The 21,490-nt window shown below is 29.3% G+C and carries 15 protein-coding genes; 1 reads left to right on the top strand and 14 read right to left on the bottom strand.

The window, feature by feature from the left end:
• The 10 genes from K292_RS0106545 to K292_RS0106500 form a co-directional block, all read right to left on the bottom strand.
• Positions 1 to 1,571 (bottom strand): Ig-like domain-containing protein (locus K292_RS0106545; protein ID WP_027399168.1); only part of this gene is annotated, 1,571 nt, incomplete at its 3' end.
• A 270-nt stretch (positions 1,572 to 1,841) separates the two neighbouring features.
• Entirely contained in the window at positions 1,842 to 2,468 is a 627-nt protein-coding gene (locus K292_RS0106540; protein WP_027399167.1) for a CatB-related O-acetyltransferase, read from the bottom strand.
• Between the two features lie 571 nt (positions 2,469 to 3,039).
• On the bottom strand, positions 3,040 to 3,615 hold the full coding sequence (locus K292_RS0106535) for a leucine-rich repeat protein (protein WP_027399166.1): 576 nt from the start codon (positions 3,613 to 3,615) through the stop codon (positions 3,040 to 3,042).
• Positions 3,616 to 4,038: 423 nt separating this feature from the next.
• A complete protein-coding gene (locus tag K292_RS0106530) occupies positions 4,039 to 10,212 on the bottom strand; it encodes a hypothetical protein (RefSeq protein WP_027399165.1) in 6,174 nt (2,057 codons plus the stop codon).
• A 20-nt stretch (positions 10,213 to 10,232) separates the two neighbouring features.
• Positions 10,233 to 11,309, bottom strand: a complete 1,077-nt coding sequence (locus K292_RS0106525) for an S-layer homology domain-containing protein (protein ID WP_027399164.1) — start codon at positions 11,307 to 11,309, stop codon at positions 10,233 to 10,235.
• 48 nt (positions 11,310 to 11,357) lie between these two features.
• Positions 11,358 to 11,771 (bottom strand): type II toxin-antitoxin system HicB family antitoxin, encoded by a 414-nt coding sequence (locus tag K292_RS0106520; RefSeq protein WP_027399163.1) that lies wholly within the window; start codon positions 11,769 to 11,771, stop codon positions 11,358 to 11,360.
• A gap of 26 nt (positions 11,772 to 11,797) precedes the next feature.
• Positions 11,798 to 11,974 carry a type II toxin-antitoxin system HicA family toxin gene (locus K292_RS16245; protein WP_037372705.1) on the bottom strand — a complete coding sequence of 59 codons (177 nt, stop codon included), beginning with the start codon at positions 11,972 to 11,974 and terminating at the stop codon, positions 11,798 to 11,800.
• A gap of 1,905 nt (positions 11,975 to 13,879) precedes the next feature.
• Positions 13,880 to 14,332: a hypothetical protein gene (locus tag K292_RS0106510; RefSeq protein WP_027399162.1), complete on the bottom strand. Its 453-nt coding sequence runs from the start codon at positions 14,330 to 14,332 to the stop codon at positions 13,880 to 13,882.
• A gap of 103 nt (positions 14,333 to 14,435) precedes the next feature.
• Entirely contained in the window at positions 14,436 to 15,188 is a 753-nt protein-coding gene (locus tag K292_RS0106505) for a DUF4367 domain-containing protein (protein ID WP_027399161.1), read from the bottom strand.
• Positions 15,178 to 15,735: an RNA polymerase sigma factor gene (locus K292_RS0106500; RefSeq protein WP_027399160.1), complete on the bottom strand. Its 558-nt coding sequence runs from the start codon at positions 15,733 to 15,735 to the stop codon at positions 15,178 to 15,180. The genes K292_RS0106505 and K292_RS0106500 overlap by 11 nt, the downstream gene beginning before the upstream one ends.
• A gap of 1,732 nt (positions 15,736 to 17,467) precedes the next feature.
• Between K292_RS0106500 and K292_RS0106495 the strand changes: the two genes are divergently transcribed.
• Positions 17,468 to 17,779, top strand: a complete 312-nt coding sequence (locus K292_RS0106495; RefSeq protein WP_027399159.1) for a DUF4491 family protein — start codon at positions 17,468 to 17,470, stop codon at positions 17,777 to 17,779.
• 405 nt (positions 17,780 to 18,184) lie between these two features.
• Here the strand turns inward: K292_RS0106495 and K292_RS0106490 are convergent, their stop codons facing one another.
• From K292_RS0106490 to K292_RS16235, 4 genes are all read right to left on the bottom strand, one after another.
• The gene (locus tag K292_RS0106490) at positions 18,185 to 18,526 is read right to left on the bottom strand and encodes a hypothetical protein (RefSeq protein WP_027399158.1); all 342 of its coding nucleotides are present in this window, start codon (positions 18,524 to 18,526) and stop codon (positions 18,185 to 18,187) included.
• Positions 18,527 to 18,759: 233 nt separating this feature from the next.
• Complete coding sequence (locus K292_RS0106485) at positions 18,760 to 19,236, bottom strand: hypothetical protein (RefSeq protein WP_027399157.1); 477 nt, start codon at positions 19,234 to 19,236, stop codon at positions 18,760 to 18,762.
• 74 nt (positions 19,237 to 19,310) lie between these two features.
• Positions 19,311 to 19,625, bottom strand: coding sequence for a hypothetical protein (locus K292_RS16240; protein ID WP_051280440.1), 315 nt, complete (start codon positions 19,623 to 19,625; stop codon positions 19,311 to 19,313).
• 233 nt (positions 19,626 to 19,858) lie between these two features.
• Positions 19,859 to 21,490: an amidohydrolase gene (locus K292_RS16235; RefSeq protein WP_037372702.1), complete on the bottom strand. Its 1,632-nt coding sequence runs from the start codon at positions 21,488 to 21,490 to the stop codon at positions 19,859 to 19,861.

Here is a 21,490-nt window from a genome sequence, read left to right as displayed (position 1 = left end):
TCATCGAATCCACTGATTTCTGTCTTTGCTGTTACCACTACTTCAACTGTCGCTGTGTAGTTTCCTGTATTTTCATATCCGGTTGGCAAGCTTCCAAGTGTTGCTGTAAATGTATAACTTCCTGCTACGTTAGGATTATATGAATCCGTGTCTGCCCATGTAGTCACCGGAACTGTTACTGTATTATTGTTTGCTTTTACTTCTGTTGGCAGTATTGCAATTGCACTGGTAGAAGTCGTATATGTCGCATTCCCTGCATATCCTGCACTTACATCTGCAATTTCATCGAATCCTGTTATTTCTGTACTTGATTCATTTCTTAAAAGGCGAATATCATAATTACTATTGTCGGAGCTATCATTAATTAAAAATGATATGTTGCCATCATAATCCGTAAAAGGTAATGCAATTCCGTAGTTACCTTCTACAGTAGGTAAAATTGACGTATAGTCGTTTATAAAAGTGCCATCATTTCCATAATACTCAAAATAGGGTATCGCAGTACCATCATTATAATAATAAGAAAGTAAAAAACCTCCATCTACAATAATTGGCTCATCAATATATCCCCAAGAATGAATTTGTCTCACAATTGTTTCCTCTCCATCAGGAGTACCGTCAGCATTATAAATCCTAAAAGCTATGCTTCTATTGCTTGTATCACTGGTTGGTATTTTTCTATAAACTGTCAAAAACTTTCCATTGGATAAAAGTTTAACGGTAATAAAATTATCAGTTTCTCCACGATCTGAAATAACAAAAGCATTTTGTCCACTCACTTGATTAGGAGTTGGAGATGCATCATTAAAAATCATACCTCTATAATAATAATCATATTGTGACATCACTACCATAAATTGACCATCGTTATTTGCTGCTATTCTATAATTATATTGGGAACCGGACATACCGGCTAAGTTTGTAAGAGAAATCTGTGATGAATCCTCTGCATTTACTGTGGATCCACTAATAGAAAATCTTCTCAATGCATAATCAGTACCGCTTGTTGTCCAAACAAAAGCCAAATATCCATTTGACAACTCTGCAAACTGTGTATATCTATTTAAAGAACCTACCTCAGAGTTTATCTTTGTAGCCGGTACAATTTCCGTTCCATTTTGATTAATTATCTTAAAGTAAGTATCTGTAAACCCCTTTGAAGATGAAGAACTATACCAATATACTAATATGTTTCCATTTGATAACCCTTTATAAACTATTGTATCAGAAGAATCATCAGTTCTAGGGAATATAGTTGGTTGTGGTATCGAACTTAACGTTCCATCTGCATCAACTAGGTTACAAAAATTTGAATACGTTGCCCAATCATCGGTTGTAGCATCCCATGTTACAAGAACTTTATCCCCAATAATCATCGGTGTATCATATGTGGAAGAATTATAAGTATTACCAACCTCTATGTCCGTTTGATTTGTTCCAAATTCAATTGCTGAGGATATATTAACCTGGGCTTGTAAAAATAGACTAGCTATAATAAGAACTACTAAAACTTTTTTCCTACTAAGAAATTTGCTTTGCCGCAGTTTACTGCGAGTACAATCTTTTTCCATTTCTTTTTCTCCTTATTTTACCTTATATTCTTTATTTTTTTATAATCCCCATTCCCTGAAAATTTTCATTTTTAAATAGATAGTTTTTTATATAAAGATTTTTTTATAATACCATAGCATGAAATTGTATTCAATATTTTTTTGAATGAAACTGACACAGTAGTTTATAAACATAATAGATTGCTGAAGCAACAAGAATGAGGCACCAAGATTTTTCTATCTCAATGCCTCTAGTTTTTATTGTTTTTTGTTTTCCACTAGAGCTAACTCTTATAATTTATCTATATTTCCACTCATAAGATCATTTATTTTTTTACGTATTTTTTCTTTATCCCAATTCCACCAACAAATAGATTGTAATTTTTTAATTATATCATCATGAAATCGCTTTTTAATTGGCTTTGCCGGCACACCTCCTACTATTGTATATGGTTCAACATCTTTTGTTACAACTGCTCTTGCTCCAATAATTGCACCGTTTCCAATATGAACGCCTGACATAATAACCGCTTCATACCCAATCCATACATCATTGCCAATAATTATATCCCCCTTGTTATCCCAAGCCTGTGTAACATTTTTCTGCTCAAGCCCATATTCTTCCCAAAACAAAGGGAATGGATAAGAAGATAAAGATTTTAAAGTATGGTTGGCACTTGTAAAAACAAACTTTGCACCACAAGCAATAGAACAAAATTTACCAATAATTAATTTATCATGATTGATAGGATAATGATATAAAACATTATTTATTTCAAAATTAATCGGATCATTTACAAAGTCATTATACATTGTATAATCACCAATCTTAATGTTGGAGTTGGTAATAACAGGCTTTAGATAAATAGTTTGTGTATCACCTGTGCGTGGATATATTTTTTCTTCCGAAATAGACATTACAAATCCTCCTATTATTTTAATTGTAATCTAAAATCTATTCCGGCAATTACAATGCAACGCTTCATCTCCTCACCTCCTGGAATTTAATTAACTATCATCTTGATTTTTTGAGTTACGGTACTATTTTCAAGTCAATTTATTAGAGAACCACAAGCAATTTTATTATGTAAACCTAACACTTGTAAAAATATCAACACTTTTCAACAGCTTCCTATTCCCATAATTTTAATGCTTATGATATTTTTCCACATATGTTTTAAAATTGTATACAATTCTATCCAACATAACCTGTGAATAACTAAAATTTATTAAAACCTTTATATTTCAACCTTTTATAAATGCTTTATAATAAAATATATTTTTTTATCCACAGGTTAATCAATTTATGGATAACCAGTATATGCTTTACATTATAAAAGTTTTACCTAAATTAACCTTAAAATACTATTTATTTGATTTATTGATATGTCTTTATTTCTATCATAATTCATAGATATGCAGTAAAACCCATTACACAGGAATTTACTGATATTAGCTTTTAATACTTATACTTAGACGGATTATGCCCCTAGTCGTAAATGAGTTCTGCTTCCCCATATGGCATATTCTGTTCAAAATACTGACTAATCTTCGAATTTTTGGGTACATGAATTTGAGCTCCATCAAGCCCTTCCTCCGTTTCCATAATCCCATTGCCGATTTTCTCTAAGGAAGAAGGAAACCAAATTTCTTCTATATAGCTGTCTCCAAAGGCCCATTCTTCTATTTCTTCCACTCCCTCTTCCACCATAACTTTCTTAGCACAAGTAAAAGCAAATGCACCATTGTCTATTTTTTTAACTGTACCAGACACTATAACTTGCTCTAAATTTTCTCCATGCCCGAAATCACCGGAAAAAGCTGAAGTGTATATTTCTGTAACAGTTTCTGGAATTATTATTTCTTTATCGTTTCCTAAATAAGCATAGAGAATTTCATCTTTTATACAGAATCCATCCTTGTCCTTAATCGAAAGATAATAAGCTTCCGTTGAATTTTCATCTGATACGTTTACTGGTTTCTCCCATACAACTGGTTTCTCCCATACAAATAGTAGGATTGCTAAAACAGCCAGAAGAGCTATTCCTATAATCCTTTTTTTCATATTATTTTCTCCTTATAATGCACTATATTTCATATTATTGTTATAATTTACTTTTTATTAAACTGCTTTTACTAAAAGATTAAACTGAATTTTATCAATTTTTTACAACCAATAAAATTATTATACTATATGTTCTAAATAATAAAAACTATCATAAAACATTAATTTTACAATTAATCATTTATTTAATATACATAAAAAAAAAATTTCAAGAAACTATTTTATAATAATAAATAGTAAGGGAAAAATTAGACTTAAAATCAAAAATAAATAGTTACTAAAAAAGAAGTATTGGTATAAATTAATATATCTATAGTTATGTTTATAAAATACTATCAAATTATTCTTTATAAAAATTAAAAGGAAAATCTAAAACAAATGTTAAAAATCTTCCTTTAAAATCACATTATTTAATTTTTTAATTTAAAAATACCTATGCAGCTGCCAGTAATCTTCTTGGCTGTCCACAATAATCTCTACATTATGGGTTTTGGTCATACCTCCTGAGTAGTAAGCAGTAAACTTAAAGGTTAAGGGCTGTGGTGCTTTTCTACCCCATTTGTTTATCATTGATTTATCCCACATTTCTCCTGTGTAGATCCACTCTCCTTTTGAATTCTTTTTCCCACTGTTTTTCATTGTTGTTTTATAGCTTGGATACCCTGCTATTTGTGATGTAACAAGGTCAGCATTTCCTGCTACAGCTGACTGAAGCATAAACTTTTCTCCGCTCCAAAATACATTGTATCCCCTTGGCTTTTCTTCATTCCCTGTTTTCTTTAGGTTATATTTTTTTCTGTTTATATTCCACTGCTCTGTATGGTTTACATAGCCTGTGATTTTTCCGTCTGAAACTACTGTAAATTTATATGTGCCAAGACCTGCTCCCGACCAATCTCTTACTGTGCAGACTACATCATACACCCCTGCTTTTGCAATTGGTGCATTCCCCGTTATTACAGCAGGATAATTTCCCACAGAATCTGCCAGTATATTTGTTTTATTGTGTGTATATACAAGTTTTCCTTCTTTATATACTTCTGTTCTTAGTCTTAAAGGGTCTTTTTCTTTATCATCTACACCAATTTGAAGCTGATATATTTTTCCTTCTTTTACCACACTTGGTATGGTTTTAATATATGTTATCCACGGTGCTTCTCCTGTTCCTTCTACGTAAAAGGTTATTTCTGCCACATTGGAAAGCTTATCATAATCTGTATTTCCTGTATTATCTTCCTGCCAATGCTGTACTGTATATTTTCCATCTACCCAAAAACGGTCTATTGATTCATTTAAAATCTTACCTGATCCTCCCACCTGATTACCGTTTTCATCTACGATAACAGCTGCATCAGGATGAGGTCCGTCATTAAATGGTTCATGGATATATTTCCAGTATTGTTTTTTACTCGGATCGTTTTCATAATCACTGTAGAATATATTGTATTTTACAAGCTGTCCTTTACGATATACTAAATGTGTATCATCTTCTTCTCCCAATACATCTTTAACTATTGATAAATCTATATTTGAAGATGTATTCCAATCTGACATTTGCGATGTGCTTGTTATATATTTATCTTCTACATATACTTTCTTTCCATCTTTTATATAGTAAATTCTTAAGTTTTGAAGAAGATATTTCGTATCTTTTTCTCCCGATGGGAATTCTAATTTTAATGTTGCACTACCATCGAATGTATCTCCTTGTATAAATACTTTGCTTTCTTCCTCATTTTTAAAATATTTATTATTCCTTATTGGAGGTAAATTTTCACATTGTGTTATTTCCGCATAACTTATTCCTTGGTAGTACCGCTTATAAGATTTAGAAGATCCTGTATTATAGTTAGTAGTTGCACTTATATATCCTGAAAATAACCCTAAATCTATCCACCCATCATAATTGTGATATGTATCACCATTTGATAGGCTTAAAGACGAACTCCGTGTCGCATACGTACCTTTCCAATAACTGGCTTTTAATTTAACAAACGCTAATTTACTAGATGGAATATACAGTTCATAAAAATCTTTTTCTTCTGGATAAATATTATAAGCATAAATGCTTTTATTAAATTTTTCTAATGTAATACCTCCAAAATAACTAATAGCACAAGGAGCCTCAAAATCCCCACTTACTTTTTCCCAATCATTTGTTAATTCTTTAGTTTCACTATTTATTTTAGATGTAGCTGATTCATCCGCTATAAATACTACCTTTAGATTGTCTATAGCGGCGTAATAATCTCCACTATGACTATTACAATAATAACTAGAACAGTGTATTTCATGAACCCCTTGTGTTAAAATACTTTTGTGTTCGTAAAAACCGGATTCATATCCATAATTATCATAATAATCTTTGTCTGTAATTCTTTTATCATCTAAAAATATTCCTAATCCATCCCATTTATCGCTATCGTTAAATATTTTATAATCAAACATAATAACAGCTTTTTGCCCAGTTGGAACAGTAAATCTTAAATAACTGTTAGTATATGAATGTGCTGATTGGTGGAATTCTCCACCCCAACCATTTTCCATAAAAAAATTATCTAATTTAAAAAAACTATCAACATTAGAATCACTAAAATCTTCTTCATACATTCTAGTAACATAATATTTAGATATAAACTTTTCACTATATGGAGATTTTGTTGATGAACAGTCTGCTTTTAATTCACTTTTTACAGTACTTGCTGTTTCATTACCTTCTGTAACTTTCTTTAAATTGTATTCGTAATAATATTTTTTACCGGTTTGAAGATTAATATTTTTTGTTATTGTCCCTGTCTCTGTTCCTCCTTTTACTTTAACTTGCAAAGTAGATTGTGCTTTTTCTTTTTGCAGCACTACATTTTCGGATATGACTTTTGATATACTTTTGTCAAGATTTTCTTTTATATCTTTAATTCCTGTTACAATCAAACCCTGTGCATTTTGTGCCATATCTGTTGCATAATTACTTACATTATCTCCGACTCCTGCAATAAATTCTGTTCCTGTTTTCTTTATTCTGTCTATTGCATTAGATATAATGCTGTCACCAAATTCAGTTGATGTTCTGTCTGATATAATAAGTGTATTCATTTCATCTTGATATTCTGTTTTATCGCTAGCAAATTTCATTATTGTATCTGTTACTTCGCTGCTTTTACTTCTTGGCATACCTAATGCTTTAACCATTAAATGACCATTAATTTTATTATCTCCAAATACAGAAACCAAAAATCTGCTTGATGCATGCCCTCCTTCTTCCACATCTAAATTACATGGTCCATTGACATCTTTGGTCATTGAACTTTTTCCATCATATGTATATGTATAATGAGGATCATAAACAGGCTGTCCTGTATTTGTATATGCAAAATCACCGAAAAATATAAAATATGCTTTCCCTTTTGTTTCAAATGATATATCAGGAACAGTATTAGTCTGACCATTAGTTTTATTTTCTGCCATGGCGCCAGTATTTAAATTAAAGGCAGACATGACTATAAATGTTCCTTGACTATAACGGACTTTTGATTTAATTGCTGCAATATTGCACTCGCCGTTTTCATCTTCTGTCATAATGGGGACTATGCTATCTTTTCCTGATATAGAATTAAACCTTACTGATTTTTTAAGTTTATTATTTATATCATATAAAAAGAATCCCCCTTGCGTGTCTCCCTTTCCTCCTATTGCTTTATATATTAAAATATTTCCTAATCCATCTGTTCCAACATATTTATACAAAGTTCCATCATAATAAGGATTGTCTTCCTTTCCTATAAGCTGCTCCATTTTAATTTTCTGTGATTTCAAATTGAAAATTACTCTTGATATTGCTTCTCCTTTATCTTCGTATACATAATGCAGACTATTTCCTATTCTCCTTGGATTGTTTACTCCACTAAGAACTTTTTTTATATTTAAAGTTTTTAAAGATATTTGATATAATTCATTTCCTTTTAGCGTGTAAATAAATTTATCTGTTAAAAAGTTTTTCTCATTTATTGCAAGTGGCAATGTTCCTAAGGAAGTGCCTGTCTTTTTATCTAATATTACAGTTTTATTTTTATATATGAGATACAAATATGTATCTGTGTCATCCTGCCCCATTGTAAATTTTTCTGAATCCATTGTAGTATATATCCATTTATCTGTATTACTGTATGGTTCTTTTGCATGGACAGTATAAGGTACTGTTGGGTAATCTCCTTCTCCTGTACCATTCCATGTTTTTAACAGATAATATATATACGTATTGTCTGTAACTGCAAAATCTTGTTCATAATTATCATTTGGGCCAACAGAAAATGTTTCTGTATATAATGACTGTATATCTGTTATATATGAAGGTGTTCCATCTTTTATTTGTTGGATTGTTATGTTTGCATCTATGCCATTTCTTAAAAATTCTTGAATAAAGCTGTTTTTATTTTTAACCAGTTCATCATATTCTTTTGCTCCGCCTGCCAAAAGAAGTAGATTATCTTGTATTGTGGTTATTGGTTCTAAGCTGACTACTGGTGCCACGTTATCTACTTCCGAAAGGGCAACGGCACTGCCTGTTAAGTAATCCTCTTCTGTTATGTATTCAGGAAGTGTAGGCTCTACCCATTTATCTTTTAATTCTAATCCTATTGTAAATTTACCAACGCCTGTTTTATTAAACCCAACTATTTTATCCGTTCCAAAAGAAAGCTTTTCATAACCTTCTAAATCGCTTATATTCTCTTTTGGCTCTAACACGATTCCTTCATCATATTTCCAAGTACGCTCTGATTCATCTCCGTCTTTGGAAACTGATGCATCTTCTGTTTCTATCTTTGCAATGTTTGTACCTTTTTCTCTTAAGAAGGAGTTTTCCATTGAGATTACAGCTTCAGGGGCAAGGTCGGGTCTTACTGTAAATTCTTTTGAAACCTCATCTGTATCTCCTTTTGCATCTTTTGCAAATATTGTGTATTTATATTTCCTGTTTTCATCTTTACCCTTAACCAAAGGTTTTGTTAAAAAAGCAAGGTCAAATTTAGTAAAGTATTCATCACTGTCCTCTGTTACTATAGCCATTTTACGTGTTTTAATATGGTCATCATTCAGTTTATCATTTTCACCCGCTCCGTAATAATGACAGATTTTTTCACCTGTTTCCAAATCTTCAATCTCAATCCATGTTTTAACAACAGGATATTCAGGGGAAGTGGCAATATTAGCAATTAAATCTTGTCTTCTGTTTTGCTTTTGCACACCACCGAGGGAATCCTCTATGTATGGTGTTTTTCTTACTTCAATAGGGTTTGTGCAACTATCCTTTTTATCTGTTATTGTTCTTATATCTAGTTTTATGTTGTACGTTCCCTTTTTATCAAATACAATGTTTGCATTAGTATCATCTACTCTTGTTACTTTACTTGGTGTATCTTCAACTACTCTAAATTTGTTATTTCCAAGTCCTTCGGCATACATCCTTTTTGCTGAATAATTTACATCATCTACAGTAAATTCTGATTTATCTTCTACAGGTGTTATATGTCCTTCGTATGTATATAATGGGGATTTTAAAATTGCTTTTAATCCCATTTCTCTACTATCTTTAATTTCTGTTTTACCTGTATCAGTATCTTCAGTACCGTTTATTGAAGTTTCAATAAGTTCATATTCCACGGTACAAACTTCATTAAAAGTTTGTTCAATACTGCCACCTGTATTTTCTCCTTTATTTCCTGTGCCATGCCATTCTGCTATTTTTTCTTTTGCTCCATTGCTAACTGTTCTATATAGGACAGCTTTATCAACAATAGTTTCCGAACCTACTCTTGATCCATCTGATACAATAAAGGTCTCTCCCGTTTTTACAGTAACAGGATTAACTACTTCTGCAAATATTTCCTCAGGCTCTGGATCTGGAATTTCAATTATTGCAGTTTCATCATATTCTGTAATAATAGGTACAAAATATAAATATCCCTGCACATTTGGATCTATCTTTGCGCTGTCGGTTTTAAATAAATCCATCGCTTCAGTTAAATCTGCAGGAGGATTATCACCTAGCAGGTCAAGTATTTTTTGTTTGTCTCCTTTGTTTAACATAGCTTTCACATCATATGGCTCACCATCTCTTGCAGTTAACAATACGTTATATTTTAAGTACATATTACCTGTCGATGAATTATATGAAGACTTGTCTCCAACACTGTTTATTATTGCTGAATATGGCATATAATTATTTTCATAATCATCTACGTTTTTACAAGCATTTGTAGGATTCCAATGCTGCTTATATGTATCTGTATCCTTTGTCCAATCAAATGGGAAATTAGATCCGTCATATTTATGAACGGAAACATTTTTCATATTTTTTCCTATATCAATTACGAATTCTTTTGAAAAATTTGTATTGGGAACTATATTTTTCTGCCATCCGCTTTTTCCGTCTGACCATACAAATACAACAGCGGTATCTAATCTAATATGATGAATTGTGACCTCTTGCATTTGCCCATATGATTTTATAGGGTAATAAAAAAGCCCCGATAAAATCAGGGCCGTTATCAATAATGAAATTATACTATTTTTAAATATTTTATTGTATAGAATAAGCATTTATTTTCTATCACCTTTCTCTATTTAAATGTATTTTGAACAAGTATTAAAGTATCACATTCTTTGTCTGTACTATTGTAAAAAGCAATATAGTCAAAGTCAGGAAGTGTTCTAGATTTAGATTGACAAAATGATACGTAATTACTATTATCCATTTCTACACCGATTAATCTACAATTTATTTGATTATCTTTGATTAACATTGCTAATCCAGCATTCCCTTCTTTACTTACATCTATTGATTGAGAACCATCTTTTACATATCCTCTTTTAATTTCATATGGATAATCTTTTATAATTTCATAGTATTTTATATGCTCAAATAATGGTGGGTAACCAGCTAAATTTCCAATAGTAAAACTATATATATTTGAAGCGATATCTGTAACAGGTAATGTTGAAGTGGAGCTTTTTGAAAGATTTTTTAAACTGCTATAATCTCTATTTGAATCTATAGGAGTAGTTTCTTCTTTTTTCTCACTTGGCATAACTCTTTTACTTTCATCAACAAGTCTTTGAATTACTACTGCTGATTCTGCTCTTGTTAATGTTTTATCAGGTTTAAAGGTATTATCTTCATAGCCTGTTAAAATTCCACTTGCATAGGATTTTATAATGTCGTATTCGTTTTCTGTCTTAGCTGTTACATCTGTAACCCCTGCTTGAATTGTGTCATAATTATCTATTTTTACATCACCTAATATTGAGCTTATAATAAGTGCCATATCACTTCTTGTGATTTCTCTATCCAGCTTATGTTTTGGAATGGATTCTTCTGTATAATATTTGTTTTCTATTCCGCTTTCATAATATTTCTGTGCCCAATTATATGGCTTTTCTGCATTACCCACATCTTTGCCTGTACTTGACACGACTGCCATCTTAATAAACTCTCCATAAGTTAATGTATTGCTTGGTTTAAAACTTCCATCTGGATAACCCTTTATAATGCTTTTATTAGACATTGTATTTATAGCGTCATATGCCCAGTTAGTACTTTTTACATCTGTATATGAGTTCCCCGCTGTTGTAGCAGCATAAACTGTTGAACTGATTCCAACTATTAAAGCTAAAGTTATAATTAGTTTTTTTATCATTTTAAATTCTCACTTTCTTTCAAACATTGCACATTATGATTTCTGGAGTTATCTTTCTCTTTGTATTTCAAGTTTTTCCATTAACGCATCTTGTAATATTCTAGAAACATTTACATTTGCTTCTTCTGCTCTTTGGTTAAGCCAATTTGGTAATGTTACATTTCTTCTTACCATTTTATTGTCATTTCTTCTTCTGTATACACCAAAATCTATATCAACAAGTGATATTATTGATTTACCTTCTTTTGCAAACGTACCTTTTTTTATATCTATATTAATCGATGATTCAGGGATTTTCATGTTATCATCTTCCAAAGATATCCCTTTAAGACCTATAGCATCTCTTGCCATTTCTATAGCATTTGCAAAATCTTCACCTTGTGTAAGTATCTCTAAATCCGGCACCTCCACAAGAATACAATCTTCTATTTGTGTAAAAATAACAGGGTATACTTTTTTCATGTTGACCTCCTTATATTCAAGGGATTTTATAATCCATAATCCCATTTTCTTAGTATCGCTTTAGCAAGTTTTTCGTTTACCTCTTTATGTCTTGGTATTACCTCTTTATCTTTGCCTCTTATATAAATATCATGATTACTACCATGTTTATAAAAACTAAAACCTATTTCTTCTAATTTTTTAATAAGTTCTCTCTGTCTCATTAGTATATCTCCTAGCAATATATATTATACACATTTTTTACACATTTATCAATATATTATCTATATTGTTTTTTCCTATTTTTATAAGCTTCTCAAAAACATACATTTATTAATAATAAGATATCTTATATCATTATAGTCAATGATAACACTTTAGTTATTAAAACCCTCTTATATATTTAATTATCAAGGTTCTAATTTACATTATTTACCATTTTATGGCGTTTTGTCAATATGTAATTGTTGTTTTTTTACATTTTTATTATTTCTCTGTTACTATTAACAGCACTTTTATATCTAAAGATAATCAATCAAATATGCTTATAACAATAAATAAATTTAAATATTTATGCTTTCCAATTAGGGCCATACGTATCAGGTCCTATTGTAGATTCCATCTTTATTTAATTGTTTTAGCAAAATTTTAAGTCTGTACCTCAAATAATCTTCTGATTCATGGTATGCGAATCTACTTTGTTATTTAATACTAAATACACCAAAATAAATGCATACTTATGCAGTAACTGCAAATTTGTAATGGAAAAGTATTTTTGAATATGAGCCTTAAAATTTTAACAAGAATATAAATTATTAGTTTATTTCATAATAATTTATATTTTCTTTGACAAACAAAAACAGCTCTGTTATTATATTTGCAAGAGCTTTTACATTTGTTTATCTATGTGTGGTAATATAGAAAAAGGTTTACTTAACCGTTTACATTTAACGGAGTAAACCTTTTTTAATGAAATAGATGGTAAGTTAAAAATTAAATAAAAATATAGCTTTATACATTTATTCATAAACAGCCTAAATAAATAAAAAATATAAATACTTTCAGACATTGTAAACTAAATATCATGCCATCCATCCGATAATAAAGTACGTGTCGTTTCGTTGTCAATACTTTTAAGCGGACTAACTATTATACATAAAAACCTCCATACTGCTATTTTATAACAATATAGAGGTTTAAAATATATGACTGTATGCTCTCAAGAATTTAATAAATTACATTAACTACTTTTATTTTGATAATACTTTTTTTCTTTGTTATTTTGTACAAAATCTTTTATAACAGAAACAGAAGAGGTTTTTTTGTATTTTTTATTTAATTTAATCTTTACTTTCTGCAATATTTAATAGCTTAGAAAAATTGATCGTTTGCAGAAAATGCTTTATCCGACCATTTCAATGTAGAAACAATTTTACTGTTCTCATTATTAGAAGCTATTCCAACATGTAAAACTATAATTGCTTAAAATATTCCCGTATGTTATGTCTTTCCAAATTTCAGCTGTTTGCTCTAAAATCAAGATTATATAAACTTGATTTATTAAGTATTACAAGTAATTCTACCAATAAGACAAATTAGATAATACAAGAATATTTAATTTAGATTGTCTCTACATTTTATCCCCCATTGATTATGTAATTCGATGTAAATAAGAACTTCTTTTACTTTAAAAAGGCAAAATCTAATATTATATCCTTATATACAACCATTATCTTTTACATAAACCGTAAATTAAACCCACTCAATCTACTAACCATAAACAAACACCTATTCTATGAATATATTTCAAAAGGAATGATTCTTTATTATAAAGCAAGTTATCCTTTTGCTGCCATACTCTACAGGCTTTCATTTTAATTCCCATATCCCCTATTAATGTTAATTTCCGTTATTAATCATTTCTAGGTAGTTTTTTTCTGAAAACGATGAACATAATTCATCATTATTCGCTTAGCTTTACACAATCATGAGCACCACTTCCTAACATCTATTAATTTATTTCTATACTTAATAACCATTTCACACACAATATTATAAGTATAATAAAAAATATTATTAGCTTTTTAATTATACTTAAATTTTTTCAAACAATCCCCAAACATATTATTTTACTTATACTGCAATTTCTTTGATTCAACATTGAACGTTTCTACTAGCTCATTATCTTTATAACACTTTACTTTAGCTTTAACATAGTATTTTCCGCTTGCCGAAACACTTTTTTTCTCAGCGAATGCAAAATTACCGCTATTTCTTGGTTCCAATTTCTGTGTCCATGATTTTATTGCACTGCTGCTTCCTGATTTCATTAATTTTACATTGACTTTTACATAATCTAATGAAGATTTAGGAGTTATGTATACAGTAGCATTTGCTTTACTCCCACTGAATGATATTGATGCTAAAACCGATGCTACAGATACATAATATGGTGTAATTGAGATTTCTTCAGAATTGCTCTCACTAACAGAGCCATTTACTGTATCAGCAGCTAAGGCTGTTACCGATGTTGTCAAAATCAAGGCAACAATTAAAATACATGTTAAAAAACTTTTTTTCATAATGATTCCCCTCTCTTTTTTTATAAAACAAAACCTCTCTTTGTTTCCATATATTAATAACCGAAACGCAAGAGGTTTTGTGACACTTTTTTAAAATTTTTATTTATTTTTCAAAAACCATACTTTCTGCAATTTTTATTATTTCATTTAATTCAAGTTTTGCAGAAATTTCAATTATGTTGTCATCTTGCAACCATACAAATACAGTTTTTCCATCATTCTTAGACCAGTAGGCATCATATTTTTTATTAATCTCTACTCTTCCATTTTCTTCTGCTTCATTATCAATGTATATTTTCATTCCATCTGCTTTTGTCTCTGAAATTGATATTGTCTGACCATCAGTTCCTATAAACAAAAGCTCTTTAATATCACCAAGATATTCAATACTACTAAATTGAAATCCCTCAGGCAAATACTTCGGATACCAAATACCTTTTATTTTTACATCTTCATCAATATTATCTTCTGAATTTTCATCTTTTGGAGTGAGCCCCAAGTATTCTGTTTTTACTTCTACCCAGAAGTTATCAAAACGAAATTTAAATGCTTCTACGTTATTTACAAGAATCATACCCGAAATACCTAAAACAATAAATAATGCCGCACAGACTTTCGCAAATTTTTTCAATTTGTTTTTTCTGTTTTTTATTAAAGCAGCTTTCTTTTCTTTTTTTATCATCTGTGCTATTGCTTCATGGGTCTTTTTTGGAATTACGAAGGTCTCACTTTCAGTTTCATTTTGATTTATTTCTTCTTCTCGTTTCTCAAGAATTTTTTGACCTATAATTTTCAATAAAGCTTCACTTTTAGCTTCTATAGATCTTCTATATAATTCTTCGTTACTATCTTTCATCACTAAGCCCTCCTTTGCGCTTATCAATTATAACTGCCAATCGAATTTTAGCTCTTGATATGCGTTTTCTTACGGATTCTTCACTAATATTAAAATGCTCTGCAAGTTTAGTGTTATCCCAGTCTGCACCATATTTAAGTGCTATAATATCCTGATCTTTTTCACTTAGCTGTTCAATGCAAGCTAAAATTTCTTCACTCATACTTAATTCTGCAAGAATTTCATCTGCGTGAAATTCGTCTATAATATTAATAACCGTATCATCATAGGGTTTTGTGACACTTTCTTGTAACTTTTTTTCATTATAAGAGTCAATTGCTGTTGTATATGCTATTGTATACAAATAATTTTTTGTTTCTTTTGAATTTATATCTCCAATTTTCTCTATATTTTTAACTACTTTGTAAAAGGTAGATTGAAGCACATCTTCAAATAAGATTTCATCTCTTACAATTTTTAGAATATACCTTCCAAGTGGTCTCTCAAATTTGCGAAACAATACATCTATTTTTTCTGCGTCTTCTATTGAAATAGTCAAAATAAACATTTACTGTAATTCCTTCTCTTATATTTACTAATAACTTTATTATAATTGCGTTTTTATTATATCGTTTTGCATGGTCATTTCAAACACTATTTAATTATTTGACACCATTCAATGATCCACACATTGCATCAACTCTGTTTCAATTATAGAAATTATTATATCATATTCCATAAATTTCTTAAAAGGATTAATATTTTTGTAAATGTAAATGTAATCATCTTTATAACCTAACTAACTTTGTTTTGAGCTTATTTCCTTAATTTAAACAGACTACTTATACTCTTGAAATTTTTCCATTAAATTCAGATTTCCATATTAATAATAAGAAATGATTTAGTAATTTCTTATTATTTTTCCAATCATGGATGAGACAACACTCTTATCTCATAGTTCCAGCGCTCAGGTTTGAAATATTTAAGATATTAAAAATAAAACTTCTATATGAATATGGCAAAAAAACACCTTTGCCGCCTTCCATTGAGAAGCCTATTTTTCTGTATTTATAGTAATTTAAAATAAAAAAAACACCCTGTTATTAGCAAGGATATAAGTAAAAATTATATTTATATTTTTTTCTAAACATTAAATTTTGTCAATGAAGTTAAGCTTGCTTTATTTGTTGAATTTTACCAGATTGTTTGTTATACTTTTTAAAGAGTTACCTGTACGGTGGACGGTATGCTCCCGCAAAGGGAGGTGATAATATTGCTAACCTACGAAGCCATAAATACAATTTGTACTTTTGGATTACTGATAGTTGCAATTATTGCCTTGTCAAAAGACAAGCATTCATAGTTTCAAAAAAGAAGCTAACCGTCCCAAGCGACCAAACTTAGACGGCTAGTTTTAACCAAATATTTTCGAGCATACCGTTCATCGGTAGCTCTTTTTTATATTATACCCATATTTTTATAGAAAATGCAAGTCCATATCTATAATATACATTTTTCAATTCTTTAATTTATATTAATTAATTGATATAAAGCTTAATACTTTCCTGTTAAATGATCATATTGTTCTCCTGCATATTTATATCTGTTTGGCAGGGTTTCCATTTGTTCTGTTATATTTCCAAATGGATCATCTTTGTATTGGTTTAATATTTCTCCCTACTCATTTATTATATCTAGTATATCTCCATGTGCATTTGATAAATAATGCATTTGTTGATTTGTATCATTTACCTGACTTATTAGCTGCAAGCCTCTTATATTTGTTGCTATCGTATCTTTTTAATTTTTTCAATTATATCTCTCTTTTAATATAACATAAATATTAGTAAAATTATTTTCATTAATCATGCTGTAAGATTATGTAAACTCGTATGATTTACTTATTAAATATTTTTCAACAACTTACAACTCTTACAATTTTAATATTTCAAGTACTTTTCAACATGCTTTTTAATATCGTATACAATTTTATCCAATACTGAATGTTAGTAACTTAAATTTAAAATATCCTTTAAATTTGAACATTTTCTAATCAATATTTTAAAATAACTCTTCTTTTATCCACAGTTTAATTATGTTTATGGATAACCTATATTTACCCAAATATTTATTTTTCACATGACAATGTATTTATTAGATTGTCTCATAAATCAAATCCAGTTATATATAATTAGATTTACATCTTGGAAAATATTTGCTAGAATAATTCTAATTTATATATAATTTTTTTTTAGTATAAAAGTATAATAAAGTTTTTATAAAATAAAGGAGGGGATTATTTGAATTTTACCGGTATTATAATTGGCATAATTTCATTTATCATCATAGGTATTTTTCATCCTATTGTAATAAAATGTGAATATTATTTCTCTGATAAAATATGGCCTGCATTTCTTATATTAGGTCTTATATCAATCAGTGCTTCTTTTTTTGTTCACAATACAATAGTTACAACTGTACTGGGAGTTTTAGGGTGCGTATTATTATGGTCAATTTTTGAACTGAAAGAGCAAAAAGAACGTGTAAGAAAGGGATGGTTTCCATGCAATCCTAATAGGAATAAAAAAAATAATCATAAACAAGGAATATAAAACGATAATTATGTAAACCCATTTTAATCCACAAATAATATTTTTCAACAACCTTTTATTCCTATAATTTTAATACTTAAAGCACTTTTCAACATGCTTTTTAAAATCGTATACAATTTAATTCACTTTTACTTGTGGATAATTTTGGGTTACCAAAATCCATATATTTCAATGTTTAGATAGATGTTTGTTAAAAATAATTCTTTTTTTATCCACAGGTTATTAAATTTATGGATAACCTATAATCAACCACATAATTTATTAACAACTTTATCAAAAATATTAAATATATGAGATGTAAATGCAAATAAAAAATGCTAATATAATACTCAAATATAATCAGTTAAATCAATATAATGATTTTTATAAGAAATAACATTAATAGTTTTTTATAATTCACCTTACTTATCTTTTCATATTATAAAATTCTTTTAATTTATCCATCTTTAAAAAATAATCTTTTTCTGAAAAATATTCTATATCTCTTAATTCTTTTAAAACATTAGCATAATGCTGATACTTCTTATAGTTTTTCTGTTTTTCTTGTTTGTCTTGTAAAATTTTAATTATATCATCAAATTCATCATCGCTTATTACTTCTATATCACGTAATTCTAATAGCTCCAAATCTTCATCATTACAAATGCTTATATTTTTTTCATTCAATAATGGTTTAATAGCAAAAGAAACTGCAACATAAACAATAGCATATAATATCATACCTGATAAAATTATTTCTAATAACATATCTTTAATCCTTTCATAAAATGTCTTGTTTTAGTATAATAGTTAACCTTTTTATATAATCACCTCATATAAATTCAAAAATATAATTCTAAAATAAATAAACTTCTTTGACCTTACGCTCCCCCTTAAATGAAGAATCCTTTTGTATATTAGGAATCAAAGAGGTAAAACATAATCAAAATACCATATACCATTATAAAATAATACTGCTTCCTGTTTATAACATAGAATAGTTATGAAGCCCAAAAAATATGAATAGCCCCAAAAATAAAATTAATATCTACCAATATTGACGAAATTACTAACAATACAATGTCCTTAATACTAAAATGTTTTCCTTTAATGCTGTTTTTAACTATTATATATGAGCTAATTAGAAAACCTAAAATAGATATATAAGATTCAAAAGAATTACGGAAAAATGGAAGAAACCAATCTACTTTATTTAAAATACTAAATAAATTTTCATATACAGGTTTACCCTTGTATACTGTTAAATTTATAAATTCAATACCAAATCCCATAACTATATAAACAGCAGTTCTATAAAGAAAAGCTATTAAACTATTAAAAATAATCCTATCTGATTTATAATCTAAACTTTTTTTCTTATAATAGAAAACTTCCATGTAAAACAAAAAAATAGATATAATTGATTCAGCAAATATATATGGAAAAAAGAATATGACTCCTACAACTATAAAATACATGTCTTTACCCTATTAAATCTTAACTCTTTCATATAATCCCTTTTAGATATAGCAATTAATATATTAAAAACACCTTATTGGGCCAATACAAAACTTGATATTAACAAAAAAAATCCCATCCATAAAGAAAGAATTTTACTAGCTTTGGCAAGAAAATGATCAGGGAACTTTTTTGCAATAATATAGGCAGGCAATAAGAATATAATACTGTAATATACAGTGTAATGAATTCCAATATTCCCATTTGACCAAGGTGACAAGCCTATCAGATTTAAAAAATTATCACCAATACAAAAACCATTAAAATCAAAAGACCAAACTATGGAAAAAATAACAAATAAAAAAGAACATGTTCCTACACCAATTTTCTTTTCACTTTCTTTGCTCATATACGTACCCCTTTTATCATCCTTAACCTTATTAGTCTTTTTATGATAACATACTTCATATATTAATGTCTTCTGTAAATGAATATTTTTCCAAAATCATATTAACAAATTTTATATAGACAATAAATTTATTTGGTATTAATCACCCCTAAAGCCACAACATAAAAGAGTAGATATTTCTATCTACCCTTACTTTTGCAAACTTCCCTGGCTCTATTGTTCCTTTTATATTTTTAACCTTCATAAACTATTTTACCATCAACAATAGTCAATAATACTTTTGTTTCTTTTATTTCTTCAGGTGTGATTTTTAATAAATTTCTATCCGTAACCGTTATATCTGCTAACTTACCAATTTCTAAAGTACCCAGCTCCTCTTCTCTCATTTCTGCAATAGCAGCACCATAAGTATAACCATGAATCAAATCTTCAATACATAATTTTTCTTGTGGATTCCATCCATTTACAGGATTTCCGTCAGGATGAACTCTTGTCATACCCACATACATACCATAAAAAGGATTGCCTGGGACAACTGGGGCATCACTGCCAAATGCCAAGATTGCACCATTGTCTTTTAAACTCTTAAATGCCCAGGTTAATTTATCTCTTTCCTCTCCTAAAAACTCAGGATAACAATTATCATCAAATGTTGGTACACCTGATATAATATGCTCAGGCTGTACAGAAGCAATTACATTTAAATCTTTAAATCTGCTTATATCCTTTGGATTTATGCACTCTATATGCTCTATCTGGTGCCTGTTTTTAACTATAGGATTTTCTTTTATTGCCCTTTCAAAAGTGTCTAAAGCTATTCTTACAGCACCATCTCCCACTGCATGAAGTCTTACGGGAAATCCATTATTGTGAGCTTTTTTTACTGCTTCATCCAGCTTTAAAAGATTTAATAAAGACTTGCCCTTTTCTCCTGATTTTGTACAATAATCTTCTAGTAATAATGCTGTATAATTTGCAACCACTCCATCAATAAATTGTTTTACATAAGGAACTTTATACATTCCCGTTCCGCTTTCCTTTGCCTTTTGTCTAATGTTAATTATATTATCTATATCTTCAAATAAATCTCTTGCCGCATTTACTCTAATTTTTAAAAGACCTTGATGATCCATTTTATAATAAGTATCTTCATACGCTAAATTCAATCCCAGATAAGGTGTCATATCACTGACAGAAGTAATTCCCCATTTTATTGCAATATTTATATATCTTGTAATTAAATCTTCGATTATCTCACTGCTGAAATGAAATGCTTGCTTTCCCACCATGCTAAGAGCTGTTTCATATAAATACCCTGTAGGCTCATTATTTATATCTTTATCTATTCTCCCAAATTCAGGATTTTCAGTATGCCTGTTTATACCGCATAATTCTAAAGCTTTACTGTTCACCCATGCACCATGAAGTTCTGAATCTAATAAAAAAACAGGTCTATCAGGTAAAACTTTATCTAATGTTTGCTTATTTGGTATTTCTTTATTGCCCCAAGACATTCTGCTCCATCCAAATCCGATAACCCAATTTTCATCAGGTATTTTTTCAGCAAACTTAGCAGCCATATTTGCAGCTTCTTCTTGAGAAGCTGCAAATGTTAAGTCTGCATATTTGTCATACATTCCCGCTTGTATCAAGTGAATGTGATTATCATGCAATCCCGGTAAAATGAAGCTCTCTTTATTAAATTTTATTATATTTGTGCTGTCGGAAATATATTTTTCTTCCTCTCCTAATTCTCCTATACCAATAATTTTATTGCCTTTAATTGCTATGAAATCCTTATTGCTTGGCAGCCCTTTTCCGCAATATATACTAGCTCCAATCAGAACCATATCAGCCTTATTCAT

It is taken from the genome of Anaerovorax odorimutans DSM 5092, assembly GCF_000426305.1.
Taxonomy (GTDB): Bacteria; Bacillota; Clostridia; order Peptostreptococcales; family Anaerovoracaceae; genus Anaerovorax; species Anaerovorax odorimutans.
This window is presented reverse-complemented; position numbering and strand designations above follow the sequence as displayed.

Bases quoted from the DNA above. Each gene is read 5' to 3' on its own strand.
- K292_RS0106540 (WP_027399167.1), bottom strand. From the start codon at position 2,468: ATGTCTATTTCGGAAGAAAAAATATATCCACGCACAGGTGATACACAA.
- K292_RS0106535 (WP_027399166.1), bottom strand. From the start codon at position 3,615: ATGAAAAAAAGGATTATAGGAATAGCTCTTCTGGCTGTTTTAGCAATC.
- K292_RS0106530 (WP_027399165.1), bottom strand. From the start codon at position 10,212: ATGCTTATTCTATACAATAAAATATTTAAAAATAGTATAATTTCATTA.
- K292_RS0106525 (WP_027399164.1), bottom strand. From the start codon at position 11,309: ATGATAAAAAAACTAATTATAACTTTAGCTTTAATAGTTGGAATCAGT.
- K292_RS0106520 (WP_027399163.1), bottom strand. From the start codon at position 11,771: ATGAAAAAAGTATACCCTGTTATTTTTACACAAATAGAAGATTGTATT.
- K292_RS16245 (WP_037372705.1), bottom strand. From the start codon at position 11,974: ATGAGACAGAGAGAACTTATTAAAAAATTAGAAGAAATAGGTTTTAGT.
- K292_RS0106510 (WP_027399162.1), bottom strand. From the start codon at position 14,332: ATGAAAAAAAGTTTTTTAACATGTATTTTAATTGTTGCCTTGATTTTG.
- K292_RS0106505 (WP_027399161.1), bottom strand. From the start codon at position 15,188: ATGAAAGATAGTAACGAAGAATTATATAGAAGATCTATAGAAGCTAAA.
- K292_RS0106500 (WP_027399160.1), bottom strand. From the start codon at position 15,735: ATGTTTATTTTGACTATTTCAATAGAAGACGCAGAAAAAATAGATGTA.
- K292_RS0106490 (WP_027399158.1), bottom strand. From the start codon at position 18,526: ATGTTATTAGAAATAATTTTATCAGGTATGATATTATATGCTATTGTT.
- K292_RS0106485 (WP_027399157.1), bottom strand. From the start codon at position 19,236: ATGTATTTTATAGTTGTAGGAGTCATATTCTTTTTTCCATATATATTT.
- K292_RS16240 (WP_051280440.1), bottom strand. From the start codon at position 19,625: ATGAGCAAAGAAAGTGAAAAGAAAATTGGTGTAGGAACATGTTCTTTT.
- K292_RS16235 (WP_037372702.1), bottom strand. From the start codon at position 21,490: ATGAATAAGGCTGATATGGTTCTGATTGGAGCTAGTATATATTGCGGA.